Source organism: Aeromicrobium sp. Root472D3, assembly GCF_001426485.1.
In the GTDB taxonomy this organism is placed as follows: domain Bacteria; phylum Actinomycetota; class Actinomycetes; order Propionibacteriales; family Nocardioidaceae; genus Aeromicrobium.
The window spans coordinates 2526704-2544678 of sequence record NZ_LMET01000001.1 but is presented as its reverse complement, the minus strand read 5'-3'; the positions used below and the strand labels follow the sequence as shown (position 1 = coordinate 2544678).

Here is a 17975-nt window from a genome sequence, read left to right as displayed (position 1 = left end):
ACACACCGGAATGATTCGTCAGCGAGTCTCCCTGGCCGTGGTGGGCGCAGTCGTCGCCACCACCGGCCTGACCGCAGGACTGGCCACGTCGGCCAGCGCAGCTCCCACGATCTACGACCCCACCTTCACGCCCACGTCGGGCGATCTCGCGGGAGCCGGGTCCGACACGTCGGAGATCGTCCTCGACTACCTGACGAAGGGTCACAACGGCATCGACGGCTTCAACGCCGGCAAGTCCACCGGTCGTCTGGCGTCGTTCGCCGCCGGCACCGACCCGGCGACCGTCTCGCTGAAGGGCGGCGCGGCCATCACGCGTCCCAACGGCTCCGGTGCGGGCAAGACGCTCCTCTACGGTGCCAACAACAACGCCGACCTCGACTTCGCCCGGTCGTCGTCGACCCTGAGCGCCGCCGAGATCTCCGGCAACCTGCAGCAGGCGGCCTTCGCCGTCGACGGCCTGCGCCTGGCGGTCTCGTCGACCGGCACCAACGCCCCCGCGTCGATCTCGGCCGCCACGATGGTCAAGATCTACGACGGCTCGTACAAGAAGTGGAGCGACATCCCGGGCTACGCCGGCCCGGCGCCGTCCGCCGCGATCGTCCCGCTGATCCCTCAGTCGGGATCGGGCACGCGCTCGTTCTTCGTCGCGCAGCTCAAGGCCGCCAACGGCGGCAACGACGTGGCCCTGGGCAGTGCCGTCCAGAACACGCAGGAGCACAGCGACGTCGACGTCAAGGGCAACCCCAACGCGATCGCGCCGTTCTCGACCGCTCGCGCCAAGGGCTCGACCACGGTCACGACGCTCACGGCCGAGGGCTCGTTCGCGGCGCAGCGCGCGATCTACAACGTCGTGCGCCAGGCCGACCGCGCCGGCTCCAAGGGCACGCTGATCGCCTCGGCGTTCGGCTCCGACGGATTCCTGTGCAGCACCGCCGCGAAGCCGCTGATCGAGGCCGCGGGCTTCGACCAGCTCGCGACGTCCGCCAACGGCGGCGTCTGCGGCACCTTCGGCACCGCCGACGTCACGAACCTGAAAACCAACGCCGCGGCCAAGCAGAGCACCACGGTGCTGTCGGCCGTCGCGCAGAACGACAAGTCCGTCAAGCTGACGGCGTCGGTCTCGGCCTCCGGCGACCTGCCGGGCGGATCGGTGGTCTTCTCGGAGGTCGTCGGCGACACGACCAAGCAGGTCGGTGGCAAGACGACCGTCATCAGCGGCACCGCGACGATCACGCTGCCCGCCACGACGTCCGGCACGCACGTGTACTCGGCGGCCTTCACGCCGTCGTCGCCCGCGTCGTACGTCGCGTCGTCGTCCAACAAGGCTGAGGCCACGGTGCTGAAGACCTCGGCCGTCTCGGCCGGTGCGGTCAGCACGACCTTCGGCCAGGGCGCCAGCATCCCCGTGCGGGTCACGGCTGACGGCGCTGCCGCCGCCGGCGGAACCGTCACGGTCAACGCCGGCGGTGCGGTCTCGACCGTCGCCGTCTCCGGTGGCGCCGCCACGGTCGCCGTGCCCTCGACGCTGGCTGCCGGCTCGTACACGGTGACGGTCGCGTACAGCGGCGACAGCAGCACCTCGGCGTCGTCCACGGCGACGTCGCTGTCGGTCGCGAAGGCCTCGTCGGCCACGTCGCTGAAGCTCGCCAAGAAGGTCAAGGCGAGCAAGAAGGCCAAGGCCACGGTGACCGTCAAGGCCCCCGGCTCGGTCAGCGGCAAGGTCACGCTGAAGGTCGGCAGCAAGACCGTCGGCACCGGCACCGTCAAGAACGGCAAGGCCACGATCACGGTGAAGAAGCTCAAGAAGGGCTCCTACAAGGTCAAGGCGGTCTTCGCCGGCGGCTCGAACGTCAACGGCTCGACGTCGAAGACGCTGAAGCTGAAGGTCACGAAGTAGGCACCTTGCTCCACGCCGCAGCACCGCACCACGTCGCCGGCTCCGCGTCCTCTCGGACGCGGGGCCGGCTCCGCGCCTCCCGCACCATCCCTCCAGCACTGCCATCGCTCCGCACCACCCAGAAGGGCCACCACCATGACCGTGATCACTGACGAGGGCCACGCCCCGGAGGACCCCACCCAGATCGTCCCCGCCGTCGCGCCGACGGGCGGGCTCGCCGAGATCCGGGCCGACGGCGTCTCCGCCTGGTTCGGCACCCACAAGGTGCTCGACCGCGTCTCGCTGACGATGCCGGCCGGCAGGGTGACGTCGCTGATCGGACCGTCCGGCTGCGGCAAGTCGACGTTCCTGCGCATCCTCAACCGCATGCACGAGCTGATCCCGTCGGCCTCGCTCGCCGGCGAGGTGCTGCTCGACGGTCAGGACATCTACGACCCGTCGCGCAAGCTCACCGACGCCCGCCGCTCGATCGGCATGGTGTTCCAGAAGCCCAACCCGTTCCCGGCGATGTCGATCGAGGAGAACGTGCTGGCCGGCCTCAAGCTGACCGGTACCCGCATCGACAAGGACGCCCGCGAGGAGCTCGTCGAGTCGTGCCTGACCAAGGGCGGCCTCTGGAAGGAGGTCAAGGACCGTCTCGACGCCCCCGGCGGTGGCCTGTCGGGCGGCCAGCAGCAGCGTCTGTGCATCGCCCGGTCGCTCGCGATCAAGCCGCGCGTCCTGCTGATGGACGAGCCGTGCTCGGCCCTCGACCCGACGTCGACCCGCGTCATCGAGGAGACGATGCTCGAGCTCGCGCAGGAGGTCACGATCGTGATCGTCACGCACAACATGCAGCAGGCCGCGCGCGTGTCGTCGCAGTGCGCGTTCTTCCTGGCCGCCCAGGGCACGCCCGGCGTCATCGTCGAGCACGGCGACACCGAGGCGATGTTCGGCAGCCCGCAGGACCCGCGCACGTCCGACTACGTCAACGGCCGGTTTGGCTGAGCGAGGCACGAGGGCCGAGGATGGGGGCGTGGCTGATCAGGTGCGTCGCGGCTTCGGCGTCGGCGAGGCGCTGCTGATCGCCGTCGCCCTGTGCGTCATGGTCGCGGTCGGGATGGCAGCGGCGTCGGCCTTCACGGCCGAGCCGCCCGTCGACGCGGCCGGCGTCCCGGCGGCCGGCGTCCCGGCGGCCACCGACACGGCCACCGCAGCGGCCCAGCCGCTCCAGCCCGTCGTGCCCGAGGCCGCCGCGATCACTCCGCCGTCCAGCGGCTCGCAGGTCTCGGGCGACTGGGTGCGCGCGACGTCGCAGCGCACCGGCATCGGTGAGGTCGCGGTGCAGGCGTACGGCTCCGCGGCGCTTCGCCTGTCGTCGGAGCAGCCGGCCTGCCGGCTCGGCTGGACGACGCTGGCCGGCATCGGAGGGGTCGAGTCGCTGCACGGCACCGACGGCGGGGCCTACCTGCTGACCGACGGGCGCACGTCGCAGCCGATCGTCGGCCCGGCGCTCGACGGCACCGACGGCAACGCCGCGATCCGCGCCACCCCCGAGACGACCGAGTGGCACGGCGACCCCACGTGGGACCACGCGGTCGGGCCGATGCAGTTCATCCCGTCGACGTGGGAGCGCTGGGCGTCCGACGGCGACGGTGACGGGGTCACCGATCCGTCCGACATCTCCGACGCGGCGTACGCCGCCGGGCGCTACCTGTGCGCGTCCGGCGGCGACCTCACCACCGCCCGAGGCTGGACGGCGGCGATCTTCTCGTACAACCACTCCGACGACTACGTGCGCACCGTGCTGGCGTACGCCGACGCGTACGCCAGCTGACCGCCGACCGGGACGTCATCACGGTCGTGGGCGATCCGCCGCAACCGTGATGACGTCCGCGGGACGACGGTCAGTGGGCGTAGGTGCCGTGGACGATCGCGCGGCCCAACGTCTTGAACGCGAGGTTGAAGCTGACGACCGCGGGGGAGGCCGAGGCGTCGACGCCGAGCGTCTCCTCGCCGACCGCGTGGACGACGAAGTAGTAGCGGTGCACCTGGTCGCCCTGCGGGGGAGCGGCGCCCGTGAAGTCGAGCGATCCGCCGTCGTTGCGGACGTGGAAGGCCGCGCCGGGCAGCGAGTCGTCCGACGCACCCGCGCCCGTCGCCAGCTCGGTGACGTCGGCCGGGACGTCGACGGCCACCCAGTGCCAGAAGCCCGACGGCGTGGGGGCGTCGGGGTCGAAGCACGTCACGACGAACGACTTGGTGCCCTCGGGCGCACCGCTCCACGACAGCTGCGGCGAGGTGTTGCCGTGGTCGGCGACCTGGTCGTCCTTCAGCGGCTGGCCGTCGGTGACGTCATTGCTGGTGACGGTGAAGCTCGCCACGGAGGGCAGCAGCTCGTACGGATCGGGTGTGACGGGTCGGTCGAGGCTCATGACATCTACGCTAGCCCGGTGGCCCAGATCGTACGACTCGACGACCTCGACGACCCGCGGCTGCGCGACTACACCGATCTGCGCGACGTGCAGCTGCGCCTGCGCCTCGAGTCCGAGCGCGGGCTGTTCCTCGCCGAGGGCGAGAAGGTCGTGCGCCGCGCGGTCGAGTCGGGTCACCGCCCTCGCTCGTTCCTGATGTCACCGCGGTGGCTCGACGGGCTCGCCGACGTCCTCGACGCGTCCGACGCACCGTGCTTCGTGCTCGACGACGCCTCGATCGAGCGGCTGACGGGCTTCCACGTGCACCGCGGCTCGCTGGCGGCCCTCGAACGTCCCGACCTTCCGTCGCCCCGCGAGGTGCTCGACGCCGCCCGTCGCGTCGTGGTGGTCGAGGACCTGGCCGACCACACCAACGTCGGCGCGATCTTCCGCAGCGTCGCGGCGCTGGGTTTCGACGCCGTCCTGCTGTCGCCGCGCTGCGCCGACCCGCTGTACCGTCGCGCGATCAAGGTGTCGATGGGCTCGGTGTTCTGGTTGCCCTACGCGCGGGTCGACGACTGGTATTCCGCACCCGACCTGCTGCGCGAGGCGGGCTACACGACGTACGCGATGACCCTGGCCGACGACTCGGTCCCGATCGACGAGGTGCCCCGCGACGTCGAGCGACTCGCGGTGATCGTCGGCTCCGAGGGCCACGGGCTGTCGTCGCACTGGGAGGAGCAGGCCGACCACCGGGTCACGATCCCGATGGCGGCCGACATCGACTCGCTCAACGTCGCGTCGTCGGTCGCCGTGGCGTGCTGGGAGCTCAGGCGTCGCTGACGTCGCCGGGACCGTGGTGGGCCAGCGGGTGCTCGGTCAGCTGCGAGGCCTGCGCGAGGACGGCGTTGAGGTAGGCCGCCGTCTGGTCGCGGTCGGGCGCCGGCGGCACGGGGTGGGCGCACTCGTCGCGCTCGGCCAGCAGGCGCTCGAGCACGACGCGGTCGTCGCCGCCGACCCGCTCGGCCACGACCAGCAGCTCGATGAGCTCGGCGCCGTCGACACGGCGCATGAGCTCGTCGGCGCCGAGCCCGGCCCGTCGCCCGGACGTGCGCAGGATCGCGAAGTCGTCGTCGGCGAGGTGGGCGAACGCCAGCGCCGCGAGGCTGTTCCAGGCCGACACGATCGCGGGACGGGTCAGGTCGTGCTGCAGGCACACCCGCGCGGTCTCGAACTCGGCGATCGACGTCTGCAGCAGGCGGCTGATGTGGCTGACGACGGCGCGTCGCTGCCGCGCGGTCGCCGCGACGGGGGAGTCGGTGCCGTCGTCCGACAGCTCGCACAGCGCCGTGAACGTCGAGAGCACCGACGGGACGTCCTCGGGCCTGACGTCGCCGACCTGCGCGATGACCCGGGCGCGCGCGTCGTCGTCGGCGGCGTCGAGCAACGGTCCGTAGGCCGTGCGCAGGGCCTCGGCCAGCACGCTGGAGCGGTCGTCGGACTCGCGGTAGCCGACCCACACCGACGTCGGCACGCCGGCCGCGGTGACGAACTCGAGCGACTCGAGCAGCTCGCGGACGCAGTCGGCGTCGTCCTGGGGGATGCCGTTGGCGACGAGGTGCCGGGCCGTGACGGTCGAGGGCATCGTGCCCCGCTCGACGAGGCGCAGGACGCGCCGGACGTCACGGGCGTCGCGGACGTACGGCATGCCGGACATTGACGCTCCTCGATCTGGTCGGTGTGGACTCACGCTAGCGCCCGGACGGCTCATCCGGCGCGCAACGACACGGATCGGGAAGGGTGGGTGCGCGAGGCCTACTCGTCGTCCTCGTCGAGCAGGATCGTGACGGGCCAGTCGTCGGGGTAGCCGTCGGCCAGCTCGGCGTGCTGCTTGTAGAGCTTCTTGCGGGCCCGCTCGGGGACGCGGTCGCCGAAGACCGTGCCGTGCAGGTGGTCGGTCTCGTGCTGCAGGCAGCGGGCCAGCAGGCCGGTGCCCTCGAACGCGACCGGCTCGCCGTTCTCGTCGAGGCCCGTCACGCGGGCGACGTCGGGGCGCGCGCAGCCCGTGAAGGCTCCCGGGAGCGACAGGCAGCCCTCGTCGGCGTCCTCGAGGTTGCGGTCGCGGCCCTCGGGCAGCACGAGCACGGGGTTGCACACGACGCCCGTGACCTGCACGTCGTCGTCGTCGGGGCAGTCGAACACGAACACCTTCAGGTCGACGCCGACCTGGTTGGCGGCCAGCCCGACGCCGCGCGCGGCGTACATCGTGGCGACCATGTCGGCCACCAGCGTGCGCAGCTCGTCGTCGAACTGCGTGACGTCGGCGAGCTCGCGGTGCATGACGGGGGTGCCCCACCGGGTGATCGGCCGGACCGAGCCGCCGCCGGGCAGGGGGCGTGACTGGCTCGGGCTGGTCGAACGGGATGAATCGGCGCTGCTGGGCACGTTCCGGCGCTCCTCGTGATCGGGTCGTCCCAAGGCTATCGACGGCGTCCGCGGCGCGCGCCCCTGGTCCCCGCATGTGAGGTCGGATACGATGCGTGACCGAAGGCGTAACTCTCAGTTACATTTGGTCCGGGGCGTCACCACGTCGCACCGTCGTCGCAGCACCGCAGTCATCTAGGAGTCCTTGTGGCCACTCGTCGCGATCCCATGGGCATCGGCCTGGCGGTCCTCAACCGCATCGCCAGCTCGCCGACCATCGACAAGCTCAAACTTCGCAAGACCACCGAACGTGCCGTGTACGAGGGCGCCAAGGGTGGCTTCCGCGTGGCCGGCGCCACGACCCGCGCGTTCAAGCGCGTCAAGGGCGGCGGCAAGCCCGCCCGCCTCGCGCGCACGTCCGACAGCGGCGTGTTCGACCTCGAGCCGACCGAGGACCAGCAGATGATCGTCGGCGTCGTCAAGGAGTTCGCCGCCGAGGTGCTGCGTCCCGCCGCGGGCGACGCCGAGTCGTCCGACGACACCTCCAAGGAGGTGCTGGCCCAGACCAGCGAGTTCGGCCTGACGCTGCTCAACATCCCCGAGAGCCTGGGAGGCCTGTCCGAGGACCGCTCGGCCGTCACGGGCGTCCTGGTCGCCGAGGCGCTCGCCGAGGGCGACATGGGCCAGGCCGTCGCGTGCCTGGCTCCCGCCGCCGTCGCGACCGCGATCTCGCTGTGGGGCTCCGACGCCCAGCAGCAGACGTACCTGCCCGCCTTCTCCGGCGACGACGTGCCGGCGTCCGCGCTGGCCGTCGCCGAGCCGCGCGCGCTGTTCGACCCCTTCGACCTGCGGACCACCGCCGTCCGCGCCGAGGGAGGTGGGCTGACGATCAACGGCGTCAAGTCGGCCGTCGTGCGGGGCAGCGAGGCCGAGCTCTTCGTGGTCGCGGTCGACCTCGAGGGCAGCGGCCCGACCCTCGTGCTCGTCGAGTCGAGCACCCCGGGGGTCACCATCGAAGCCGATCCGAGCATGGGTCTGCGGGCGGCCGGTCTCAGCCGGCTCGTCCTGGACGACGTCCAGGTGCCCGCGGACGCCGTGCTCGGTGAGGGTGCCGCGGACGACTACCGCGAGTGCATCCGACTGTCGCGTCTGGCCTGGGCCGGTCTGGCCCTGGGCACGGGACGCGCCGTGCTCGACTACGTGTCGGAGTACGTCAAGACCCGCACGGCCTTCGGCGAGCCGATCGCCCACCGCCAGGCCGTCGCGTTCATGGTCGCCAACATCGCGATCGAGCTCGAGGGCATGCGGCTCGTGACGCTGAAGGCCGCCTCGCGGGCCGAGCAGGGCCTCGACTTCTCCCGTGAGGTGGCGCTCGCCCGGCGCCTGGCGTCGGAGTACGGCATGAAGATCGGCACCGACGGCGTCCAGCTGCTCGGTGGTCACGGCTTCGTCAAGGAGCACCCGGTGGAGCGGTGGTATCGCGACCTGCGAGCCGTCGGCCTGATGGAAGGAGCAGTCCTCGTCTGAGGGCGGACACACCATGATCAATCTCGAGACCCCCCGCAAGTTCCGCCCGTTCATCAAGCAGGCCCACCAGGTCGCCGACGAGTTCCTGCGCGCCAACTCGCGCAAGTACGACCTCGCCGAGCACGCTTACCCCAAGGAGCTCGACCTGCTGGCCTCGCTCGTCGACGGCATGGGCGACTCCGGCCAGGGACAGGGGGCCGGCGCGGCCGGCGTCCGCCGCGACGAGGACGACGGCGCCAAGGCCGGCAAGGTCAGGAACGGCACCAACATGTCGTCGGTGCTGTCGATCATCGAGATGTGCTGGGCCGACGTGGGCCTGCTGCTCTCGATGCCCCGCCAGGGCCTCGGCAACTCGGCGATCGCCTCGGTCGCCAACGACGAGCAGCTCGAGCGCTTCAAGGGCACGTGGGCCGCGATGGCCATCACCGAGCCGGGCACGGGCTCCGACTCGGCGAACATCGTCACGACGGCGGTCAAGGACGGCGACGCCTACGTCCTGAACGGCGAGAAGATCTACGTGACGTCCGGCGAGCGCGCCGACTCCGTCGTCGTGTGGGCGACGCTCGACAAGAAGCTCGGTCGTGCGGCGATCAAGTCGTTCCTGGTGCCCAAGAGCCTGCCGGGCATCCGGGTCGAGCGGCTCGAGCACAAGCTCGGCATCCGCGCGTCCGACACCGCGGTCATCGTCCTCGACAACTGCCGGGTGCCCGCCGAGAACCTGCTGGGCAACCCAGAGATCGACACCAAGCAGGGCTTCGCCGGTGCGATGGCGACCTTCGACAACACACGCCCGCTGGTGGCCGGCATGGCCGTCGGCTGCGCCCGCGCTGCGCTCGAGGACACCCGTGAGCTGCTCGAGGAGGCCGGGGTCGAGATCGACTACGACCGTCCCGCGCAGACCCAGTCGTACGCCGCCGCGACGTTCATCGCGATGGAGGCCGACTGGGAGGCAGCGCTGCTGCTGACGCTCGAGGCCGCCTGGCTGGCCGACAACCGCAAGCCCAACTCGATGGAGGCCTCGATGGCCAAGGCCAAGGCGGGGCGCGTCGGCAACGACATCACGCTGCGCTGCGTCGAGCTGGCGGGCACGCTGGGCTACAGCGAGAACGAGCTGATCGAGAAGTGGTCGCGCGACTCCAAGATCCTCGACATCTTCGAGGGCACGCAGCAGATCCAGCAGCTCATCGTGGCCCGTCGCCTGCTGAACCTCAGCTCGTCCGAGCTGCGCTAGGCCCGGCGAGCGAGACACGTTCTCTGCCGGGCATCCCCTCTCGCACGAGGGGGTGCCCGGCCGTTCTATAGGGTTCAGCCATGACGAATGAACTCCCCGCCGGCCTGGACGTCGACGTCGAGCTGACCCGCTTCGTCCGCCGTGTCCGCAAGCGCACGCTGCGACACCTCGTCGACATCCACCCCAAGCTCGACTACGGCAACTTCACGTTCCTGCTCGCGATCGTCGACGCGCCCGACGGCATCCGCGGGTCCGAGCTCGCGGAGGACCTCGGCGTGCACAAGTCGACCGCCAGCCGGTCGGTCGCGACGCTCGAGCGCCTCGGGCTGGTCTCGCGGGTCCCCGATCCCGACGACGGACGCGCCCAGCTGCTGGTCGCCGAGCCCGTCGCGGTCGAGCGGGTCGGCGCCTACCGGCGCATGAGCCACGAGCGGCTCGTGACGCTGATCGACGACTGGACGCCCGACGAGGTCGCCTCGTTCGCCCGCAGCCTGACCCGGCTCAACGACCGCGCCGAGCGCGACTTCTGAGCCGGCGACCGTGCGCATCCTCCACCTCGCCCTGCACGACGCCTGGGCCGACGCCCTCGAGGCGGGCGAGTACCGCGTGTCGACGCTGGGCCTCGACCTCGACGACGTCGGATTCATCCACTGCTCGCAGCCCGAACAGGTCGACGGCGTGCACGAGCGCTTCTACGGCGGTGTCACCGAGCCCGTCGTGCTGCTGACGATCGACACCGACCTGCTGACGTCCCCGTGGCAGCTCGACGACGTCCCGGGCCAGCCCCTGCCGTTCCCGCACGTGTACGGGCCCGTCAACCTCGACGCGGTCGTCTCGGCCGAGCCCTACGTCAGAGGCTCAGCATCGTCTTGACGGCCGTGCGCTCGTCCATCGCGCGGTAGCCGTCGGCGACCTGGTCGAGCGGCACCGTCAGGTCGAACACGTCGCCGGGCGTCACGGTGCCGTCGAGCACGTCGGGCAGCAGCTCCTCGATGTAGGCGCGGACGGGTGCCACGCCCCCGGCCAGGCCGATGTTGCGGCCGAACATCTGGGGGACGTTGAGCACGACGTCGTGCGGCACGCCGACGTAGCCGATGCGGCCACCGGGACGTGCCGAGAGCATCGCCTGCTTCATGCTGTCGGCGGTGCCGACGCACTCGAGCACGAAGTCGGCGCCGATGCCGTCGAGGATCTCGCGGACGGCGCCCGCGCCCTCCTTGCCGCGTTCGGCGACGATCTCGTCGGCCCCGAAGCCGCGGGCGAGCCGCTGGCGGTCCTCGTGGCGGGACATCGCGACGATGCGTCCGGCACCGAGCCGCTTGGCCGCCAGCACCGCGCTGAGGCCGACGGCACCGTCGCCGACGACCGCGACGGTGCTGCCCGCCGTGACGCCCGCCGAGACCGCTGCGTGGTGGCCCGTCGGGAAGACGTCCGACAGCGTCAGCAGCTGCGCGACCATCGCCTGGCTGGGCTGCGACGGGGTCGCGACGAGCGTCCCGTCGGCCCACGGCACGCGGACGATCTCGCCCTGACCGCCGTCGACGGCGTGGCCCTGCTTGTCGGTGGTGCCCCAGAAGCCGCCGTTGGTGCACGACGTGTGGACGCCCCGCTCGCACAGCAGGCACGTGTTGTCGGAGAACGTGAAGGGCGCGATGACGAAGTCGCCGGGTGTGACCGTCGAGACGGAGGCGCCGACCTGCTCGACGACGCCGACGAACTCGTGCCCGATGCGGGCGGGCTCGCCGACCGCGTTGATGCCGCGGTACGGCCAGAGGTCGGAGCCGCAGATGCACGAGGCGACGACCCGCACGACGGCATCGGTGTCGAGCTGCAGCTGGGGGGCCGCGACGTCGTCGAGGCGGATGTCGCGGGGGGCGTGGAGGACGGTGGCGCGCATGCGTCCAGTCTGTCAGGCCCGGGCTGCGACGGCGCGGTGGTGTGGAAGGATCGGGACCATGACTGACAAGCCTGAGATCGACTTCATCGAGGGGCCCGCGCCCACCGAGCTCACCATCACCGACCTGATCGTCGGCGACGGCCCCGAGGCCGTGCCCGGCGGACTCGTCGACGTCCACTACGTCGGTGTCGAGTTCGACACCGGCGAGCAGTTCGACGCCTCGTGGGACCGCGGCCAGTCCGCGAAGTTCCCGCTGCCGCAGCTCATCGCCGCTTGGCAGCAGGGCATCCCCGGCATGAAGGTCGGCGGACGCCGCCAGCTCGTGTGCCCGCCCGAGCTCGCGTACGGCCCCGCCGGCGGCGGACACCGCCTGTCGGGCAAGACCCTCGTCTTCGTGATCGACCTGCTCGGCGTCTGACCCCACGCCCTCGCGAGTGGCGCAGGACGGTGGCTTCCCGGTCCGGGAACCGACCGTCCTGCGCCACTCGTGCGTGTGCGACCTTCGGCCAGGTCGCGATAGACGCGTGGGGGATGTGCGGGCCGCCGGCACCTGATGGGCTGGGTGCATGACGGTCGCACTGCTCGGAACCCTCGTCGTCCTGGCCCTCGTCGACAGCACGAGCTTCGGGACGCTCCTGATCCCGATCTGGCTGATGCTGGCTCCCGGACGGCTCCGCCCCGGACGCATCATGGTGTTCCTGGCGACCGTCGCGGCCTTCTACCTCGTCCTGGGCCTGGCGCTGGTCGCCGGCGTCGCGAGGTTCTCCGACCAGGTCGCCGACGCGCTCGACGCGCGACCCGTGCAGGCCGCCCAGCTCGTCGTCGGCCTCGCGCTGCTGGCCGCGGGCGTGTGGACGGGGTCCCGCAGACAGCGCGAGCCGTCGGGACGCCTGGCGCAGTGGCGCGAGCGCGCGGTCGGCGACGAGGGCTCGACCCGCGGCCTGGTGGTGCTCGCCGTGACCGCGGCACTCGTCGAGGCGGCGTCGATGGTGCCCTACCTCGCCGCGATCGGCCTCGTGGGGACGGCCGACCTGTCATGGCCCGCGACCGCGGTGACGCTCGCGGCGTACTGCGTCGTGATGGTGCTGCCGGCGTCGCTGCTGCTGGCCGGACGCATGGCTGCGTCGCGCGTCGTCGAGCCGGTGCTGCGCAGGGTCGACGACTGGATGGGACGCAACGCGCAGGAGAACACGGCGTGGATCCTCGGCATCATCGGGTTCGTCGTCGCCTCGAACGCCGCCCAGGGGCTGGGTCTGGGCGTCTAGAGGTCGTCGACCAGGGCCGTGACGCGCTTGACCGACACCGGGAACGCGGTGCGCAGGTGCTGCGCCAGGAGGCCGATGCGCAGCTCCTCGAGCGCCCACCGCACGTGCTGCACGCGGGGGGTCAGCCGGGACCACGGCGAGAGCTCGGCCGTGCGGGCGTGGAACCGCGCCTCGAGGTCCTGCGCGGCGAGCAGGTCGTCGGTCAGGGGTGCCTCGAGGCGTCGTGCGGCAGCCTGCAGGTACAGCGGGAAGCGCCGCAACTGGTCGACCCCGGCATCGCGGATGAACCCCCGGTACACGAGCCACGACAGCTGCACGCGGACGTCCTCGCCGGCCTCGGTCGACGGCAGGGGAGTGACGTCGCCCAGCGCCCGCAGCGTCGCCAGGACGCTCTGGACCGCTCGCTCGGTCGCGTCGTACGCCTCGGCCCGGACGGCGTCGTGCAGCAGCGACCACGTGGCCTCGTCCCACACGGGCCCGCCGTGGCGGACGACGAGCGACTCGAGCGCCGCGAGCCAGCACTCCTCGATCACCGCGGCGGCGTCCTGGTGCGGGCCGGTCGAGAGCAGCAGCTTGGCGTGCAGGTCGAGCGACCGCCCCATCTGCGGCACCGGGGTGGCGAGGGTGAACGACAGCAGGCGCGCCTGCCCCTTGACCATCGCGACGTGCTGCTCGTCGGCCGAGTCGAGGATGCGCAGGCCCACCGACGTGCCCTCGTCGACCAGAGCGGGGTAGCCCGTGACCTGGCCGGCCGTGATGGACGGCTCGATCGTGCCGACGTCCCACGAGCGGATGCCGGAGCGTTCCTCGCGCCGGGCGACCTTCGTGAGGTCGGCCCGCAGGTGGCTCGCTAGCTCGCTCCGCAGGGCGGCGAGATCCTTGCCGCGGCCCAGCTCGGCGGTGCCGTCGACGACCCGGAACGTGACGCGGAGGTGCGACGGCAGGGCGTCGAAGTCGAAGTCGTCGGCCGACACCACGGTGCCGTTCAGCAGGCGCATCTGGCGGGCGAGCTCGTTGCTGAGGTCGGACGCACCGGGGTCCATCGCCTCGACCAGCCGCGGCGCGAACTGGCCGGCGGGCACGAACTCGCGGCGCAGGCTCTTAGGCATCGAGCGGATCAGCTCGGTGACGAGCTCGACGCGGTGGCCCGGCACGTGCCAGTCGAAGGCCCGGTCGTCGACCGTCATGAGCTGGTCGAGCGGCAGGTCGACCGTGACGCCGTCGTCGCTCATGCCGGGCTCGAACGCGTACGTCAGCGGGTACGACCGGCCGTCGGAGTGCCACTCGCGGGGGAACTCGTCGTCGGCGTCGTCGGGCCCGTGGGTCAGCATCGCGGGGTCGAACGTCAGGAGGTCGGGCTGCGCGTGCCGCGTCTTCTTCCACCACGTGTCGAAGTGCCGCGTCGAGACGACGTCGGCGGGCACGCGCTGGTCGTAGAAGGCGTAGAGGGTGTCGTCGTCGACCCGGAGGTCGCGGCGGCGCAGGCGTTCCTCGAGCTCCTCGACCCCCGCGATCATCCGCTGGTTGGCGGCGAAGAAGGCGTGGTTCGTGCGCCACTCGCCCTGCACCAGCGCGTGGCGGATGAACAGGTCGCGCGACGTGACGGGGTCGATGCGCCCGAACTGCACCAGGCGGTCGGCGACGAGCGGGATGCCGAACAGCAGCAGCTTCTCGCGGGCCATCACCGCTCCGCGGCGCGACGACCAGTGGGGCTCGCTGTAGCTGCGGTTGATGAGGTGCTCACCGGCCGCCTCGACCCACTCGGGCTGGATCTTCGCGGCGGTGCGGCCCCACAGGCGTCCGGTCTCGACGAGCTCGCCGACCATGACCATGCGCGGCGTCTTCTTGGCCAGGCCCGAGCCCGGGAAGATCATGAACTTGGCCTGCCGGGCACCGAGGTACTCGCGACCGTCGGCGTCCTTGAGGCCGATGTGCGACAGCAGCCCCGAGAGCAGCGCCTGGTGGATGCGGTCGGGGTCGGCGCCGGTCGCGCCGGGCTTGAGGCCGAGCTCCTTGGCGGTGCGGCGCAGCTGCGAGTGGACGTCCTGCCACTCGCGGATGCGCAGCCAGTGCAGGTACTCGTCGCGGCACAGCCGGCGGAACGCCGAGCTCGACAGCTCGTCGCGCATCTCGCGGACGTAGGTCCACAGCGTCAGGTACGACAGGAAGTCGGAGTCGGGCTCGCGGAACCGGCGGTGCTTCTCGTCGGCGGCCTGCTGGTGCTCGAGCGGACGCTCGCGCGGGTCCTGGATCGACATCGCCGCGACGATCACGAGGACGTCGCCGAGGCAGGCGAGCCGGTCGGCCGCGAGCAGCATCCGGGCCAGGCGGGGGTCGGTCGGCAGCGTCGACATGCGGCGGCCGATCTTCGTCAGGCGGGTGCCGCCACGGCCCTGCGTGTCGAGGGCGCCGAGCTCGTACAGCAGGTTGAGTCCGTCGCTGACGGCGCGCGAGTCGGGCGGGTCGAGGAACGGGAAGTCCTTGATCTCGCCGAGGTCGAGCGACGCCATCTGCAGCAGCACCGAGGCCAGGTTGGTGCGCTGGATCTCGGGGTCGGTGAACTCGGGTCGCCCGTCGTGGTCCTCCTCGGAGTACAGCCGGATGCAGATGCCGTCGGCGACGCGCCCGCACCGGCCGGCCCGCTGCGAGGCGCTGGCCTGCGAGATGGGCTCGATCGGCAGGCGCTGCACCTTCAGGCGCTGGCTGAACCGTGAGATGCGGGCGAAGCCGGGATCGATGACGTAGCGGATGCCCGGGACGGTCAGCGACGTCTCGGCGACGTTGGTCGCCAGGACGATGCGACGGCCCGGGTGACTGCTGAAGATCTTCTGCTGGTCGGCGGCCGCGAGGCGTCCGTACAGCGGCAGGATCTCGGTGCGGGGGTACTTGCGGCCGGCGAGGAACTCCGCGGCGTCGCGGATCTCGCGCTCGCCCGACATGAAGACGAGGATGTCGCCCTCGGTCGGCAGCTCGGCGACGGCCTGCGCCAGCGCCTCGAGCTCGTTGTCGGCGCCGGTCTCGGCCAGCGGACGGTAGCGGACCTCGACCGGGAACGTGCGTCCGCTGACCTCGATGATCGGGGCGTCGAACATCTCCGCGAAGCGCTCCACGTCGATCGTCGCCGACGTGATGACGACCTTGAGGTCGGGGCGGCGGGGGAGCAGCTGCTTGAGGTAGCCGAGCAGGAAGTCGATCGACAACGACCGCTCGTGCGCCTCGTCGATGATGATCGTGTCGTAGCGCGAGAGGCGACGGTCGCGCTGCAGCTCGGCCAGCAGCAGCCCGTCGGTGACGAGGCGGATCGCGGTCGACTCGCTGGTCTGGTCGTCGAAGCGGACGGCGTAGCCGACCTCGGCGCCCAGCTCGACCTCGCACTCGTCGGCGATGCGCTTGGCGACCGAGCGCGCCGCGATGCGGCGGGGCTGGGTGTGCGCGATCGAGCGGCGTCCGAGCTCGTACGCGATCTTGGGCAGCTGCGTCGTCTTGCCGGAACCGGTCTCGCCCGCGACGACGACGACCTGGTGGTCGCGCACGGCGGCGGCGATGTCGTCGTGCCGCTCGGTGATGGGCAGCGACGGCGGGTATTCGATCTTCACGTCAGGCCCAGACTATCGCCGAGCAGCAAGTAGCCGACGAAGGCCACGACGTCGAGGATCGTGTGGGCGATGACGAGCGGCATGACGCGTCCGGTGCGGTGGAACCAGTACCCGAACACGAGCCCCATCACGAAGTTGCCGAGGCCCGGCCCCACACCTTGGTAAAGGTGGTAGCTGCCGCGCAGGGCCGCGGCGGTCACGATCGTCGCCGCCACGCCCCAGCTCCTCTGGCGCAGGCGGGTCATGAGGTAGCCGATCACGACGACCTCCTCGAGGATCGCGTTCTGCAGCGCAGCGAGGATGAGCACCGGGACGGTCCACCAGTACGAGATGTCGGGGGCCGGGATGATCTGCGCCGTGATGCCCAGCAGGCGACCGATGCCGTAGAGGCCCAGCCCGGGCAGGCCGATGACGGCGGCGAGCCCCATGCCCCAGAGGGCGTCGAACCGCGCGTGGTGGCGGTCGAGACCGAGGCGTTCGGTGACCCGTTCCTTCACGGGGTCGAGCGAGAGCAGGTAGAGCGCGAGGGCGACCGGCACGAGGGCGAAGCCGATGCCCAGCACCTGGTAGACGAAGTCGAAGACCTCGCGGTCGTCGCGGGACGCGTTGAGCGTCGCGGTCTGGTCGCCCAGCCCGCCGGGGAGCGTCGCCTTGCGGATCAGGCTGACGAGGGCGTAGACGCCCGACGCGCCCAGCGACAGGCCGAGGACGATCCAGACCTCGACCGCGAGGTTCCGGCCGGCGGGGCGGCCCGTGTCGGGCGAGCTCACAGGTCGTTCGTGGCGAACGTGTCGCAGGCGTTGACGGTGCCGCTCTCGTAGCCGGTCTTGAACCACTTCTGGCGCGAGGCGCTGGAGCCGTGCGTCCACGTGTCCTGGTTGACGCTGCCGCCGCCGAGCTCCTCCTGGATGTGGTCGTCGCCGACCGCGGCGGCCGCCGACAGGGCCGAGTCGATGTCGTCCTGCGTCAGCGGCTGCAGCAGCGTGTTGCCGTCGGCGTCCTCGGTGGTCGACGCGTGGTTGGCCCACACGCCGGCCATGCAGTCGGCCATCAGCTCGATGCGGACGCCGCCGCTCTGCGGGCCGGTCTTGCCGTCCTGGCCCTTCGCGAGGATGCCGAGGATGTTCTCGACGTGGTGGCCGTACTCGTGCGCGACGACGTACTCCTGCGCCAGCGCGCCACCGTCGGCGCCGTACGTCGACTCGAGCTCGTCGAAGAAGCTCGCGTCGATGTAGACGCGCTCGTCACTGGGGCAGTAGAACGGGCCGGTCTGGTTGGACGCGGTGCCGCACGGCGACTGCGTGGCGCCGGAGTAGATGACGGTCTTGGCGGCGCGGTACTGACGGCTGACATCGGCCGGCAGTGCGTCGGTCCAGTAGTCCTGGACGCTGTTGACGGTGCCGATGATGCGGCAGGTCACGTCTCGGTTGGCGTCGGCGCCGGTCTGGCACTGGTCGAACGTCGTGGTCGACTGGTCGCCGCCGGTCTGCACCTGGCTGGTGTCGAAGGGGCTGCCGTTCGTGGCGCCGGTGATGACGGACGGGTCGACGCCGAGGAACACCGCGACCAGCGTGATGACGAGGCCGCCGATGCCGCCGCCGATCGCGAGCCCGCCGCGTGAGCCGCCGCCGGTGACCTGGCTCGTGTCCAGCTTGGCGCCGTCGTTGAAGCTCATGCCGCCACCTTGGTCGAAGTTGCCCGCTCACGCATGGCGGAGAGTCTACGCAGCGCGCACCCGTCCGACC

Annotated in this window: 17 protein-coding genes; 10 read left to right on the top strand and 7 right to left on the bottom strand. The window is 71.4% G+C overall.

Annotation, left to right across the window (positions count from 1 at the left end; all coding sequences use genetic code 11):
- Positions 1-10: 10 nt before the first annotated feature.
- The 3 genes from ASD10_RS12565 to ASD10_RS12555 all read left to right on the top strand — a co-directional run bounded on the left by ASD10_RS12565 (position 11) and on the right by ASD10_RS12555 (position 3713).
- Complete coding sequence (locus ASD10_RS12565; protein WP_082556182.1) at positions 11-1897, top strand: Ig-like domain repeat protein; 1887 nt, start codon at positions 11-13, stop codon at positions 1895-1897.
- Between the two features lie 135 nt (positions 1898-2032).
- Entirely contained in the window at positions 2033-2884 is an 852-nt protein-coding gene (locus ASD10_RS12560; RefSeq protein WP_056608921.1) for a phosphate ABC transporter ATP-binding protein, read from the top strand.
- A gap of 28 nt (positions 2885-2912) precedes the next feature.
- Positions 2913-3713 (top strand): lytic transglycosylase domain-containing protein, encoded by an 801-nt coding sequence (locus ASD10_RS12555; RefSeq protein WP_056608918.1) that lies wholly within the window; start codon positions 2913-2915, stop codon positions 3711-3713.
- A 70-nt stretch (positions 3714-3783) separates the two neighbouring features.
- Here ASD10_RS12555 and ASD10_RS12550 read toward each other — a convergent pair whose 3' ends face one another.
- Entirely contained in the window at positions 3784-4311 is a 528-nt protein-coding gene (locus tag ASD10_RS12550; RefSeq protein ID WP_056608917.1) for a YbhB/YbcL family Raf kinase inhibitor-like protein, read from the bottom strand.
- 18 nt (positions 4312-4329) lie between these two features.
- Here ASD10_RS12550 and ASD10_RS12545 point away from each other — a divergent pair, with 18 nt between their 5' ends.
- On the top strand, positions 4330-5133 hold the full coding sequence (locus ASD10_RS12545) for an RNA methyltransferase (RefSeq protein WP_056608915.1): 804 nt from the start codon (positions 4330-4332) through the stop codon (positions 5131-5133).
- Here the strand turns inward: ASD10_RS12545 and ASD10_RS12540 are convergent.
- Complete coding sequence (locus ASD10_RS12540) at positions 5120-6007, bottom strand: DUF5343 domain-containing protein (protein WP_056608913.1); 888 nt, start codon at positions 6005-6007, stop codon at positions 5120-5122. The two genes, ASD10_RS12545 and ASD10_RS12540, sit on opposite strands and share 14 nt — an antisense overlap.
- 98 nt (positions 6008-6105) lie before the next feature.
- Positions 6106-6735, bottom strand: a complete 630-nt coding sequence (gene def / locus ASD10_RS12535) for a peptide deformylase (protein WP_082556181.1) — start codon at positions 6733-6735, stop codon at positions 6106-6108.
- A 186-nt stretch (positions 6736-6921) separates the two neighbouring features.
- Here def and ASD10_RS12530 point away from each other — a divergent pair, with 186 nt between their 5' ends.
- The 4 genes from ASD10_RS12530 to ASD10_RS12515 all read left to right on the top strand — a co-directional run bounded on the left by ASD10_RS12530 (position 6922) and on the right by ASD10_RS12515 (position 10345).
- Complete coding sequence (locus tag ASD10_RS12530; RefSeq protein ID WP_235501856.1) at positions 6922-8241, top strand: acyl-CoA dehydrogenase family protein; 1320 nt, start codon at positions 6922-6924, stop codon at positions 8239-8241.
- 13 nt (positions 8242-8254) lie between these two features.
- Positions 8255-9472: an acyl-CoA dehydrogenase family protein gene (locus ASD10_RS12525; protein ID WP_056608909.1), complete on the top strand. Its 1218-nt coding sequence runs from the start codon at positions 8255-8257 to the stop codon at positions 9470-9472.
- 80 nt (positions 9473-9552) lie between these two features.
- Positions 9553-10002 (top strand): MarR family winged helix-turn-helix transcriptional regulator, encoded by a 450-nt coding sequence (locus ASD10_RS12520; protein ID WP_056608907.1) that lies wholly within the window; start codon positions 9553-9555, stop codon positions 10000-10002.
- A gap of 10 nt (positions 10003-10012) precedes the next feature.
- Positions 10013-10345 (top strand): DUF952 domain-containing protein, encoded by a 333-nt coding sequence (locus ASD10_RS12515; RefSeq protein WP_056608905.1) that lies wholly within the window; start codon positions 10013-10015, stop codon positions 10343-10345.
- Here the strand turns inward: ASD10_RS12515 and ASD10_RS12510 are convergent.
- On the bottom strand, positions 10323-11369 hold the full coding sequence (locus ASD10_RS12510; RefSeq protein ID WP_056608903.1) for a zinc-dependent alcohol dehydrogenase family protein: 1047 nt from the start codon (positions 11367-11369) through the stop codon (positions 10323-10325). The two genes, ASD10_RS12515 and ASD10_RS12510, sit on opposite strands and share 23 nt — an antisense overlap.
- A gap of 58 nt (positions 11370-11427) precedes the next feature.
- Between ASD10_RS12510 and ASD10_RS12505 the strand changes: the two genes are divergently transcribed.
- Positions 11428-11787 (top strand): FKBP-type peptidyl-prolyl cis-trans isomerase, encoded by a 360-nt coding sequence (locus ASD10_RS12505; protein WP_056608901.1) that lies wholly within the window; start codon positions 11428-11430, stop codon positions 11785-11787.
- 148 nt (positions 11788-11935) lie between these two features.
- Complete coding sequence (locus ASD10_RS12500; protein WP_056608900.1) at positions 11936-12634, top strand: GAP family protein; 699 nt, start codon at positions 11936-11938, stop codon at positions 12632-12634.
- On the opposite strand, the gene hrpA is transcribed toward ASD10_RS12500, so the two are convergent.
- The 3 genes from hrpA to ASD10_RS12485 are packed head-to-tail and all read right to left on the bottom strand — an operon-like array spanning position 12631 to position 17905.
- On the bottom strand, positions 12631-16230 hold the full coding sequence (hrpA, locus tag ASD10_RS12495) for an ATP-dependent RNA helicase HrpA (protein WP_056608898.1): 3600 nt from the start codon (positions 16228-16230) through the stop codon (positions 12631-12633). The two genes, ASD10_RS12500 and hrpA, sit on opposite strands and share 4 nt — an antisense overlap.
- Complete coding sequence (locus tag ASD10_RS12490; protein ID WP_056608896.1) at positions 16227-17000, bottom strand: CPBP family intramembrane glutamic endopeptidase; 774 nt, start codon at positions 16998-17000, stop codon at positions 16227-16229. Before ASD10_RS12490 ends, hrpA begins: the two co-directional genes overlap by 4 nt.
- On the bottom strand, positions 16997-17905 hold the full coding sequence (locus ASD10_RS12485; RefSeq protein WP_056608894.1) for a neutral zinc metallopeptidase: 909 nt from the start codon (positions 17903-17905) through the stop codon (positions 16997-16999). The genes ASD10_RS12490 and ASD10_RS12485 overlap by 4 nt, the downstream gene beginning before the upstream one ends.
- Between the last annotated feature and the right edge of the window lie 70 nt (positions 17906-17975).